The organism is Streptomyces sp. NPDC059718, assembly GCF_042733315.1.
In the GTDB taxonomy this organism is placed as follows: domain Bacteria; phylum Actinomycetota; class Actinomycetes; order Streptomycetales; family Streptomycetaceae; genus Actinacidiphila.
Window position 1 is genome coordinate 1 of the sequence record NZ_JBHWGA010000093.1, and the last position, 11,604, is coordinate 11,604.

Below are 11,604 nucleotides of genomic sequence, written 5' to 3' on the forward strand. Positions count from 1 at the left end.
TCTTTGGCCTCTTTTTTTTTTTAAATAATAACTCTTTTTCGGGGCTGCCCCCCCCCCCCCCGCCCGGGGGGGGGGGTTGGGGGCGGGGCCCCCCGCCCCCCGCGCCCCCCGCCCCTCTTCCGTGTCCCGCCCCCTCCGACCCCTCCGACCCCTCCCCAGATACATAAGGCAGTGATATAAATTCCTTATGCATCTTCCCGACGACGACCTGGACCACCGCCACGCCGTCGACGTGGCGCGGGCCCTGGAGCGGCTGTACCGCATGCTGCGCAGGCTCAGCCAGCCGAGCGAGCTGTCGCTGACCACCGTGGCGACGCTGTCCACCCTGGAGCAGTCCGGACCGCTCCGGCTGACCGAGCTGGCGACCCTGGAGGGCGTCACGCAGCCGGCGATGACCCAGGTCGTGTCACGACTGGCGGAGGCGGGACTGGCCGGTCGCGCGGCGGACCCCGCGGACGGGCGTGCGGTGCTCGTCCACATCACCGACGCGGGCCGGGAGGCCATCGCCCGGCGTCGCGCCGTGCGCGCCGAGCGGCTCGGGGAGTTGCTGGAACAGCTGAGCCCGTCCGAGCGGGCGGCCCTGGTGGCCGCGCTGCCGGCCGTGGAGGCACTGACCCGGCTGGGGCCGCCCCCGGCCTCGTCGAGCCTCGCCCAGCGGAGCAGTTGATCAGGCATCGGTTTCTACGTCGGAGCACCTTCATGACCGCGCATGCGCAATCGTCCCGTTCCGTGAATCCGTTCAAACAGCCGAAGGCCGTGTTCGCGGTCGCCTTCGCCTGTGTGGTCTCGTTCATGGGGATCGGCCTGGTCGACCCCATCCTGCCCGCGATATCGCAGCAACTGGACGCCACTCCGAGCCAGGTGACGCTGCTGTTCACCAGCTACCTGGTGGTGACCGCGGTCGCCATGCTCATCACCAACTGGGTCTCCAGCCGGATCGGCGCCAAGCGGACGCTGATCGCGGGCCTCGCCCTGATCGTGGTGTTCGCCGCACTGGCCGGCACCTCGGGGAGCATCGGCGGCATCGTCGGCTACCGGGCGGGCTGGGGCATCGGCAACGCGTTGTTCATCGCCACCTCCCTGGCGGTGATCGTGGCCTCCGCGAGCGGCGGCTTCGTGGGCGCGATCATCCTCTACGAGACGGCACTGGGCGTCGGCATCGCGGTGGGCCCGCTGCTCGGCGGCCTGCTGGGCAACGTGAGCTGGCGCGGCCCGTTCTACGGAGTCGCCGTCCTGATGGCCATCGCGCTGGTCGCCACCGTCGTCCTCGTGGAGCCGATCCCGTTGCCGGCCCGCAAGACCGGGCTGAGCGAGCCGCTGCGCGCGCTGCGCCACCGCGGCCTGCTGACGATGTCGCTCACAGCCCTCTGCTACAACTGGGCCTTCTTCACCGTGCTCGGCTACGCGCCCTTCCCGATGGGGCTCGGCGCGGTCCAGCTCGGCCTGGTCTTCACCGGCTGGGGCGCCCTCGTCGCGGTCTTCGCGGTCTTCGGGGCGCCGCGGCTGCAGGCCCGGCTGGGCATCGCGCGGACGCTGTACGCCAATCTCGCGCTGTTCGCCCTCACCGTGCTGGCCATCGCGATCTGGACCGACGACCGGACCGTGCTGATCGTCTGCGTGATCGTCGCCGGCGTCTTCATCGGCGTGAACAACACGGTCACCACCCAGGCCGTCATGACCGTCGCGCCCGTCGACCGGGCCGTCGCCTCCGCCGCGTACGGCTTCGTCCGCTTCATCGGCGGCGGTCTGGCGCCGTTCGCCGCGGGCAAGCTGGTCGAGGCCTTCGGGATCCATGTGCCGTTCTACATCGGCGCCGGGGCGCTCGTGCTGGGCATCGTGATCCTCTCCACGGCCCACGGGCTGCTCACGGAGGCCGAGAAGGTCCAGGCCGAACAAGTCGACGCCGCCCCGGAGCCCGCCCCGGAGCCCGTCCCCGGAGCCGACGCCGCCCCCTCGCTGGTGCCGGTCGAGCACGACGCCGCGGCGCACGACGACGCGGGCCGCGGCGCCATCGTCGCCGCCGTGGACAGTTCCCCGCACGCCGAGCGGGTCACCGCGGCCGCCGGCCGCCTCGCGACGATCAACGGCCGTACGGTGCACGTCGTCCACGTCGAGGAGGCCGCGGTCGCGGGTGACGCGGCCGCCGACGCGGAGGACCTGGAGTCCGCCCGGATCGCCGTCCGGGGGCACCTGGACCGGCTCGCCGCCCTCGGCATCCCGGCCGTCGGGCACGTGCTGCGGAACGCCACCGGCCACGGCGAGGTGGGCCGTATGGTCGCGGAGCACGCGGAGCGCACCGGGGCCCGCGCCATCGTCGTCGGGGCGCCCGCCCACGGCGGGCTGTCCGCGCTGCTCGACGCCGGCGCCGGACAGGCCCTGATGCGGTACGCGACCTGCGACGTCGTACTGATCAACCCGCGCTCGGCGGAGCTGGAGGCCGCGGCCTGATCCCACAGCGGAAAATCACGGTGGCCGCGCCATCGAAATACCGACAAACCCGACGTATGGTGGCCTGACGGTGCCATGTGCCGGGGGACGCGGTCACCGTGCCTCCCCATGATCGTGACGGCGGCGCCGGAGGCGGCCATGGCCGATCCCAAGGGCTTTCTCACCACCCCCCGCCGCACCCCCGCGCGGCGCCCCGTCTGCGAGCGCGTCGAGGACTGGCAGGAGGTCTACACCGGCCAGGGCCTGCTGCCGATCATCTCCGCGCAGGCCGGCCGCTGCATGGACTGCGGCATCCCGTTCTGCCACGACGCCTGCCCGCTGGGGAACATGATCCCCGACTGGAACGACCTGGTGTACCGCGAGGACTGGGCCGCCGCCGCGGAACGGCTGCACGCCACCAACAACTTCCCCGAGTTCACCGGCCGGCTGTGCCCGGCACCCTGCGAGAGCGCCTGCGTCCTGACCATCAACGCCGACCCCGTCACGATCAAGAACGTCGAGGTCGCCATCGCCGACCGCGCGTGGGAGGACGGCCTCGCCCTCCCCCGTCCCCCCGAGCAGCACTCCGGCCTCACCGTCGCGGTGGTCGGCTCGGGGCCCGCCGGACTCGCCGCCGCCCAGCAGCTCACCCGGGTCGGCCACACGGTGACGGTCTACGAACGGGCGGACCGGCTCGGCGGCCTCCTGCGCTACGGCATACCGGAGTTCAAGATGGAGAAGCACCATCTGGACCGGCGCCTGGCGCAGATGCGCGCCGAGGGCACGCTCTTCCGCACCGAGGTCGAAGTGGGTGCCGACCTCGACGCGGAACGGGTCGTCGCCGAGCACGACGCGGTGCTCCTGGCGGTGGGCGCCACGGCATGGCGCGAGCTGCCGGTGCCCGGACGGGAACTGGCGGGCATCCACCAGGCGATGGAGTACCTGCCGCTGGCGAACCGCGTCCAGGAGGGCGACCTGACCGAGTCACCGGTCAGCGCCGAGGGCAAGGACGTCGTCATCGTCGGCGGCGGCGACACCGGTGCCGACTGCCTGGGCACCGTGCTCCGGCAGCACGCGGCCTCCGTCGTGCAGCTCGACATCAACCCCCTGCCGGGCGAGTACCGCCCCGAGCAGGAGCCGTGGCCGGTGTACCCGCACGTCTACCGGGTCTCCCCCGCCCACGAGGAGGCCCGTGAACTGGCCCGCCGCGGCGTCTGGGACCCTGCGGAGCACGGCGGTGTGCCGCTGCCCGGCCCGGAGGGCGACATCCGGGTGTTCTCCGCGTCGACCTTCCGCTTCGAGGGCGACGACGAGGGGCACGTACGGTCGCTCCACCTGGTCGGGGTGGAGCCGCGGCACCGCCGCCCGCAGCACGGCACCGAGCGGGTCATCCCCACCCAGCTGGTGCTGCTGGCGCTGGGGTTCTCGGGGGCCGAACGCGACTGCGGGCTGGTGACCCAGCTCGGCCTGGAACTCGACCGGCGCGGCCACGTCGTCCGCGACGCCTGCTTCGCCACCGGGGTGGAGAAGGTCTTCGTCGCGGGCGACGCGGGCCGCGGTCAGTCGCTGATCGTCTGGGCGATCGCCGAGGGCCGGTCGGCCGCGGCGGCGGTCGACCGGTGGCTCACCGGCAGCACGTGCCTACTGGCACCGATCACGCCGACGGCCCGGCCGCTGGTGGCGTGACGGCGGCGGAACGCGGGCGCGGCTCGAAGCCCGCGGCGCGGTAGCAGGCGTCGATCATGCGCATCGATTCCACGGCGTCGTCGGCGTCCGTGGGCAGCGGGGCGCCGTCGCGCAGGGTCGCCGCGAACGCCTCGAGCTGGTAGGTGTACGACAGGCGCCTGCCCAGCTCCTCGACCCGCTCGCCGTCCGGCGTACGGACCACGACCCGGTCGTCCTGGTGCGGCAGCACGAAGCACGGCGCGGTGGCCTCGCCGCGGCTGCCGACGATGCGCCAGCTCATCTCCAGCGCCTCGGCGTCCATGTGGCAGCGGGCCGAGGCGGTGGCGCCGCCGGGGTACTCCAGGTCGGCGTCCAGCCATTCGTCGACACCCGGCGCCTTGGCGCGCTCCCCGCCGCGCGCGGCCACCAGGCGCGGGGCGCCGCCGGCCCACGGGGCCAGGGACCCCGCCGCGTGCAGGGAGTAGCAGCCCAGGTCCATCATTGCGCCGCCGGCCAGCGGCAGCGACCAGCGGGGGTCCTCGTCCGCGGGCGCGGGGATGTTGACCACGGCCTCCACGTGCCGCAGCTCGCCGAGCTCACCGGACTCCAGCAGCTCGTGCAGGCGCCGGGTGACCGGGTGGTAGAGGTAGTGGAACGCCTCCATGACGACCACGCCCGCCTTGGCGGCCGCGTCGCGCACCTCGACGGCCTCCTCGAGGTTGCTCGCGGAGGGCTTCTCGCTGAGGACGTGCTTGCCCGCCGCGATGGCGGCCAGGTTCCAGGGGCCGTGGAGACCGTTGGCGAGCGGGTTGTAGACGGCCTCGACCTCGGGGTCGGCGATGACGTCGGCGTACGAGTCCAGCACGCGCTCGACGCCGTGCTCGGCGGCGAAGTCCGCCGCCCGGGAGCGATCGCGGGCGGCCACGGCGACCAGCCGGTGACCGCTCGTGCGGGCGGGGGCGGCGATGGCGGTCCCGGCGATGCGGGCGGCGCCGAGCACGCCGATGCGCAACGGTTCGGTGGGCATGCGGTGCGTACCTCTTCCATGACTGCGGGTCGGTGGTCCCCGTGGAACAACGTGCAGGCCTCGGCGATCCATCCGGCCTCGACCCCGCCGGCGACGCTACACCGCGCAGGCGAACGGCCCGCGACGGCCTCGGGGAAACCGGTCCCGAGGCCGTCGCCGCAGTCGCCGCGCCTCAGCCGAAGACGGGACCGGCGGTGCGGGTGCGCTTCATCTCGTAGAAGTCCGGCATGGAGGCGAGGACGATCGCGGCGTCCCAGAGGCGTCCTGCCTCCTCACCCTTCGGGGCGGGGCTGACCACCGGGCCGAAGAACGCGGCCCTGCCGGCGTCCTGACCGGGCAGGGCGACCACGGGGCTGCCGACGTCCTCGCCGACCAGGTCGACGGCTTCCTGGTGGGAGGCGCGCACCAAGGCGTCGAAGGCATCGGTGTCTCCGGCGTCCGCGAGGCTCTCGGGCAAGCCGACGTCGCGCAGCGCGGCTTCGATCGTCGGCTTGGTCCGGGGCTGCTGCCGCAGGTGGAAGCGGGTGCCCATGGCGGTGTACAAGGGCCCCGTCACCTCGGGACCGTAGGCCTGCGAGGCCGCGGTCAGGACCCGGACCGGCGCCCATGCCAGGCCCATCAGCTCGCGTATGCGCTCCGGCAGTTCTTCGAGACGGTCCTCATTGAGCACGGCCAGGCTCATCACGCGCCAGGTGACGTCCACCGGCCGGATCCTCTCGACCTCGAGCATCCAGCGCGAGGTCAGCCAGGTCCAGGGGCACACGGGGTCAAGCCAGAAGTCGACGGCCGTACGGGGGCGGGATTCGTTCACGGGAGGGTCCAAACTCGGTCGCAGGAACCCTGGCGGAGGGGCCAGGGAGACGTCGGGCTCGCCTTGTTCACCGGTCGGCGGGGAAATCGGTGGAGGCCGTGAGGTCGGCCCAGGCGGCGAGGTCCTCGCCCAACAGCCGCTGCCCCTCTTGGACCAGACGCAGAGCGTCCGTGCCGAGGACGAGGTGGACCGGAGGGTTGTCGGCATCCAGGACCCGCAGCAGCGCCCGGGCGGCGCGGACCGGATCACCGGCCTGGTTGCCGCTCTTGGCCTGCCGGGCGGACCTGATGGGGTCGAACAGCGTGTCGTAGTCGGGGATGCTGCGCGGAACGCGGGTCATCGAGCGGCCCGCCCAGTCGGTGCGGAACGAGCCGAGCGCGAGGGAGGTGACGTGGATGCCGAAGCCGGCGACCTCCTGGGCCAGGGACGCGGCGATCCCCTCCATGGCGAACTTGCTCGCGCCGTAGAACGCGACTCCGGGGAGAGCGGTCAGGCCGGCCATGGACGAGAGCGTCACGATGTGCCCGCCGCGGCGCCGGCGCATGTGGGGCAGGACCGCCTTGATGACGGCGACGCTGCCGAAGACGTTGACCTCGAACTGCCGGCGGAGGTCCGCCATCGTCGACTCCTCGACGGTGCCCTCGAGGCCGTAGCCGGCGTTGCTGATCAGCACGTCGACGGGGCCGATGTTCCGTTCCACCTCGTCGACGAGGGGGACGACGGCCTGTTCGTCCGTCACGTCCAGCAGCCTGGCACGGGCACGCCCCGGGGCCAGGGCCTCGAACTCGGCGATCCGCTCCGGTGCGCGGACCGTGCCGACGACCCGGTGACCGGCGGTGAGCGCTTCCTGGGCGAAGGCGCGGCCGAGGCCGCCGCTGACACCGGTGATCAGAAACGTCTTGCTCTGGCCCTGAACGCTCATGGTGTTCCTGCTCCGAGGGAGGTGATGGAGACGTAGTAGACGATCGGTCTACTACAAGATAGGCGACCGGTCGGGATGCGTCAAAGGCGCGGAGCCCATCCACCCCCTTGGCCATGTCCCGGATCTGGGATACGGTCCCGGATGTGAGAGAAGCCGACCCCACGTCCGTCGACGCCCGCCTCGCCGCGCGCCTCGCCGAGCTGCGCGACGAGCGCGGCTGGTCCCTCGACGACCTCTCGACGCGCACCGGCGTCAGCCGCTCGACGCTCTCCCGCCTCGAACGCGCCGAGATCAGCCCCACGGCCGCCCTCCTCGGGCGCCTGTGCACCGCGTACGGGCGCACCATGTCCCGGCTGCTCGCCGAGGTCGAGAGCGGCGGCGAGCCCGCGCAGCTCGTACGCGCCGCCGACCAGCGCGTCTGGACCGACACCCCGTCCGGCTTCGGGCGCCGCTCCGTCTCGCCCCCGCACCCCGGACTGCGCGCCGAGATCATCGAGGGGGTGCTGCGCCCCGGTGGGGACATCGCCTACGAAGGCCCACCCGTGGCCGGGCTCGAACACCACGTGTGGCTGCGCGAAGGAGCTCTCGAGGTCACCGTCCAGGACCGCTCACACCACCTCGCCCCCGGCGACTGCCTCCGCTACCGCCTGTGGGGCACCTCCCGTTTCCGCTGCCCCGGCCCGGACCCCGCCCGCTACGCCGTCGTGGTCGTACTGCCATGAAGGACACCCGCACCCCTGCCCCCGTGCACGCCATCGCCCCTCTCTCCGCCGAAGCCCTGCTGGACTCCGCCGACGACCTCGCCGACCTCCTCGTGGACGCCGTCGAGGGCGGCGCGTCCCTCGGCTTCGTGACCCCCTTCACCCACGCCGAGGCGGCCGCCTGGTGGCGCAACCGCGCCCACGCCGTCGCGGACGGCGGTCTCACCGTCTGGGCCGCCCGCGACACGGCGGGCGTCACCGGTACCGTCAGCCTCGCCCACGAGGGCAAGCCCAACGGCCGCCACCGCGCCGAGGTCCTCAAGCTCATCGTCCACCGCCGCGCCCGCGGCCACGGCCTCGGCCGCGCCCTCCTCACCGTCGCCGAACACGCCGCGGCGGCCGCGGGCGCGGCCCTCCTACTGCTCGACACCGAGACCGACAGCCCCGCAGAACAGCTCTACCGCAGCGCCGGCTGGACCCCGTACGGCACCGTCCCCGCCCACGCCGCGAACCCGGCGGGAGTGCTGCGGCCGACGACCTTCTTCTTCAAGGCGCCGGCGTCCGCACAGGAGGGCACGTCGAGCCACCGGCCGTAGGCCCGTGCGCCTCCCGCGCCGGCGCTGCGAGCGCGGATCCGCCGATACGCGACCTCGCGGTGAACGGAAGGGCAAGGCCGGGCGGGCAGCCGGCGAAGAACGGCCGAACCCGGCCGATCGGGCGCAACCCTGCCCGGTCATCGCGCGTCTGGTCAGCGGCGTCGCACGGTTCGGCGCCCATCCGTCAGGACCAGAGGAGACTCCGTGTCACGTGCGTCGTGGCCCGCGGCAACTGCGACGCAGGCACCCCCACCACCGGCGGCGAACGCGGGAGCAGCGGTCCGCCCGGCCGCCGGAGCACCGCTGCGCCTGGACATCCAGGGGCTGCGCGCGCTCGCGGTCTCGCTGGTGGTGCTCTCGCACGCCGGAGTCCGGCGGCTGGCGGGCGGCTACATCGGGGTCGACGTCTTCTTCGTGATCTCGGGCTTCCTCATCACCTCGTTGCTGTTGCGTGAGCTGGCCCGGAACGACCGCGTGTCGGTGCGGAGGTTCTACGCCCGCCGGGCGCTGCGGTTGCTCCCCGCGTCGACCCTCGTCGGGGTCGTCACGCTCGGCGGCGCCTGGCTGTACCTGTCGAAGGTCCGCTTCGCGGAGTACGTCGGGGATGCGCTCGGCAGCACCTTCTACGTGGTGAACCTCCGGCTGGCGGACGCCGGCACCAACTACCTCAACGCGGACAGCCCGCCGTCGCCGTTCCAGCACTTCTGGTCACTGGCGGTCGAGGAGCAGTTCTACCTGGTCTGGCCACTGCTGCTCTGGGCGAGCTGGAAGCTCGCCCGGCGCCGGACCGGACTGCTGGCGGCGCCGCTCGCGGTGCTGTGCGCGCTCTCCTTCGCCCTGAACGTGTGGGTGACGGGCACCTCGGTGTCCTGGGCGTACTTCGGCTCGCACACCCGCTTCTGGGAACTCGGGGCCGGCGCGCTGCTCGCGCTCTTCGTCGGCCGGCTGGAGCGGTTGCCGGCCCGGGTGGCCGGGCCGATGAGCTGGGCCGGGCTGGTGTCGCTGCTGGTGGCCGCGGTCTGGTTCGACGACGCCACGCCCTTCCCCGGGCCCTATGCGCTCGCGCCCGTGCTCGGCACCGTGCTGGTGCTGGCGGGCGGCTGCTCCCCCGCGCGGTACGGGGCCGGCGCGCTGTTGTCGCTGCGGCCGGTCACATGGGTCGGCGGCCTGTCGTACGGCTGGTACCTGTGGCACTGGCCGATGCTGGTGATCCTGCCGATGGCGTGGGACCGGCCGGCGACCGTCGGCTTCGGTCTGGCGTGTGCGGCGATCTCCCTGCTGCTGGCCTGGGGGACGCTGCGTCTGGTCGAGAACCCGGTGCGGTTCCACCACGTCTTCCGCGGCCGTCCCGCACGGGCACTGGGGCTGGGCGCGGGGCTGACGGTGTGCGCCACGGCGGCGGCGCTGGTCGCGACGGCCTTCCCGCCGCCGATCGGTTCGGGCGCGGCGGCCCCGGAGTTGCGGGGCACGCTCACCGGGGTGGCCGACCCCCAGACACGTCTGACCGAGCTGCTGGAGGCGCCCGAACGGAGTCTGCCGGTCAATCTCACGCCCGGTCTCACCAAGATCAAGGGGACCTTGTCCGCGGTCTACCGGGACGGCTGCCACATCGGTTACCAGAGCGCGGCGACTCCGTCGTGCGTCTACGGCGACCGGTCCGCGACGAAGACGGTCGTCCTCTTCGGGGACTCGCACGCGGCCCAGTGGTTCCCCGCGCTCGACCGGCTGGCCCGCGAGCGCCACTGGCGACTGGTCTCGCTGACCAAGGCGTCGTGCAAGGTCGCCGCGGTCACCACGGTCTACCAGGGCGAGCCGTACACGTCCTGCGACCGGTGGCGCACCAAGGCACTGGCCCGGATCAGGTCCCTGAAGCCCGCGCTGGTGATCGCCTCCTCCTCGGACTCGGCCGACCTGGCCCGGCCGTCCGCCGACCCGCGCCAGCAGTGGACCGACGGTTTCGAGCGGACCTACCGGGAACTGGCGAAGAGCGGCGCCCGGGTGCTGGCCATCGAGGACACCCCCTGGCCGAAGGGGGACGCGGTCGACTGCGCGGGGACCCATCCGCAGGAGCTGGAACGGTGCGCGTCCGAGATCGGGCAGGCGGTCAAGGATCCCGACAAGAAGCGGGAGATCAGCGAAGCGGCGGCGGCCACCGGCGTCTCGGTGGTCGACCCGGCCCCCTGGCTGTGCGGCACCGGCGGCGACTGTCCCGTGGTGGTGGCCGACACCTTCGTCTACCGCGACGACAGCCACCTCACCGAGTCCTACGCCGAGGCCATCGCACCGGTACTGGAGCACGAGATGACCGCCCTCTACGGCGCCGACCTGAGCCGGCACCCCGTGCGGCCGACCGGGCCGTAGGCCCTGTCCCCGCTCGGGAATCAGGCGGGCAGGGTGAAGAGCCGGTACTCGGAGACCGTGGTGACGTCGTGCGCCGTGATGAGCACCGTCGTGCCGACGACGTCCCCGTCCGGCACGGCGGCGAGGCGGACGATGTCCGCGTTGTCCGCGCGCCGGGCCTCGGACCGGACGAGGCCGGGTTGCAGCTCGGGCGCGACGCCCATGGAGGTGCGGTACGTGCGGACCGGTTCGGCCGGCCGGTCCGGGGTCTCCACCGCCTCGACGACCAGGTCGACGGGCGGGTCCTGGGGGGCCGGGAGGTCCGTGAGGTCCGGGGCGCGGTCGAGGGGCCGCACCATCAGGGGCAGGGCGCCGAGCGGGACCGCGCCGTGCCGGGTCAGGGCGGCGGGGGTGCCTTCGGGGCTGTCCGGGCCGGCCCACCACCACCAGGGGACGCCCGCGAGTTCGGTGCGCGCGGTGGTCACGGCCTGCGCGACCGCGTCCAGGGACCGTACCCGGACCACGCCGTTGAACTGCGGCGTGGCGAGACCGCTGCGATAGCGGTCGAGGTCGCCGTCAGCTCGCTGTGTCCGGCCCCATCCCGTCACGTACTGGCGGAAGTTGGCGGTGGCCCGTGCCAGTGCCTCCGTGCTCGCCGCGCCGAAGGCGTCTCCTTCGTCTGCGATCTCGCTCAGGCATGGTGTCACACGTGTCACACGCCAACGCAGTGCGGTGACGGCCCTTCCTTGTCGGCGGTGACCTCCCCTTATGCTGGCGGGCATGAGCGAGGGACTGCTGGAACGGCGTGAGGGCCCGGCGGGCGACGGGGCGGCCTCCGAGGCGATGGTCGTGGTCGAGGACCTGGTGCGCACCTTCGGCACCGGGGACACCGCGGTCCACGCCCTGGGCGGGGTGTCCTTCTCCGTGGCCCGGGGTGAACTGGTCGCGCTCAAGGGCCGCTCGGGCTCGGGCAAGACCACCCTGCTGAACATCATCGGCGGCCTGGACCGCGCCGACGCCGGCCGCGTCACCGTCGACGGCACCGCCCTGAACGGCCTGGCCGAACGCGACCTGCTCGCCCTGCGCCGCGACCGCATGGGCTTCATCTTCCAGTC

The 11,604-nt window shown here is 73.1% G+C and carries 11 protein-coding genes; 7 read left to right on the top strand and 4 right to left on the bottom strand.

The window, feature by feature from the left end; genetic code table 11:
• The first annotated feature begins 187 nt into the window (after positions 1-187).
• The 3 genes from ACFV3E_RS45355 to ACFV3E_RS45365 all read left to right on the top strand — a co-directional run bounded on the left by ACFV3E_RS45355 (position 188) and on the right by ACFV3E_RS45365 (position 4,113).
• Positions 188-667: a MarR family winged helix-turn-helix transcriptional regulator gene (locus ACFV3E_RS45355; protein ID WP_500542224.1), complete on the top strand. Its 480-nt coding sequence runs from the start codon at positions 188-190 to the stop codon at positions 665-667.
• A gap of 32 nt (positions 668-699) precedes the next feature.
• Positions 700-2,448 carry an MFS transporter gene (locus ACFV3E_RS45360; RefSeq protein ID WP_500542226.1) on the top strand — a complete coding sequence of 583 codons (1,749 nt, stop codon included), beginning with the start codon at positions 700-702 and terminating at the stop codon, positions 2,446-2,448.
• Positions 2,449-2,586: 138 nt separating this feature from the next.
• Positions 2,587-4,113: a glutamate synthase subunit beta gene (locus ACFV3E_RS45365; RefSeq protein ID WP_500542242.1), complete on the top strand. Its 1,527-nt coding sequence runs from the start codon at positions 2,587-2,589 to the stop codon at positions 4,111-4,113.
• On the opposite strand, the gene ACFV3E_RS45370 is transcribed toward ACFV3E_RS45365, so the two are convergent.
• The 3 genes from ACFV3E_RS45370 to ACFV3E_RS45380 all read right to left on the bottom strand — a co-directional run bounded on the left by ACFV3E_RS45370 (position 4,082) and on the right by ACFV3E_RS45380 (position 6,852).
• Complete coding sequence (locus ACFV3E_RS45370; protein ID WP_500542228.1) at positions 4,082-5,119, bottom strand: Gfo/Idh/MocA family protein; 1,038 nt, start codon at positions 5,117-5,119, stop codon at positions 4,082-4,084. The two genes, ACFV3E_RS45365 and ACFV3E_RS45370, sit on opposite strands and share 32 nt — an antisense overlap.
• Positions 5,120-5,291: 172 nt before the next feature.
• Positions 5,292-5,930, bottom strand: a complete 639-nt coding sequence (locus ACFV3E_RS45375) for a mycothiol-dependent nitroreductase Rv2466c family protein (protein ID WP_500542230.1) — start codon at positions 5,928-5,930, stop codon at positions 5,292-5,294.
• 67 nt (positions 5,931-5,997) lie between these two features.
• Positions 5,998-6,852: an oxidoreductase gene (locus ACFV3E_RS45380; protein WP_500542232.1), complete on the bottom strand. Its 855-nt coding sequence runs from the start codon at positions 6,850-6,852 to the stop codon at positions 5,998-6,000.
• A gap of 113 nt (positions 6,853-6,965) precedes the next feature.
• Between ACFV3E_RS45380 and ACFV3E_RS45385 the strand changes: the two genes are divergently transcribed.
• The 3 genes from ACFV3E_RS45385 (at position 6,966) to ACFV3E_RS45395 (ending at position 10,510) form a co-directional block, all read left to right on the top strand.
• Entirely contained in the window at positions 6,966-7,574 is a 609-nt protein-coding gene (locus ACFV3E_RS45385) for a helix-turn-helix domain-containing protein (protein ID WP_500542234.1), read from the top strand.
• Complete coding sequence (locus tag ACFV3E_RS45390; RefSeq protein WP_500542236.1) at positions 7,571-8,149, top strand: GNAT family N-acetyltransferase; 579 nt, start codon at positions 7,571-7,573, stop codon at positions 8,147-8,149. The genes ACFV3E_RS45385 and ACFV3E_RS45390 overlap by 4 nt, the downstream gene beginning before the upstream one ends.
• Before the next feature lie 204 nt (positions 8,150-8,353).
• Entirely contained in the window at positions 8,354-10,510 is a 2,157-nt protein-coding gene (locus ACFV3E_RS45395) for an acyltransferase family protein (protein ID WP_500542238.1), read from the top strand.
• Between the two features lie 20 nt (positions 10,511-10,530).
• Here ACFV3E_RS45395 and ACFV3E_RS45400 read toward each other — a convergent pair whose 3' ends face one another.
• Positions 10,531-11,205, bottom strand: coding sequence for a GNAT family N-acetyltransferase (locus tag ACFV3E_RS45400; RefSeq protein WP_500542240.1), 675 nt, complete (start codon positions 11,203-11,205; stop codon positions 10,531-10,533).
• 127 nt (positions 11,206-11,332) lie between these two features.
• Between ACFV3E_RS45400 and ACFV3E_RS45405 the strand changes: the two genes are divergently transcribed.
• On the top strand, positions 11,333-11,604 hold a 272-nt coding region (locus tag ACFV3E_RS45405; protein WP_500542244.1), incomplete at its 3' end, for an ATP-binding cassette domain-containing protein.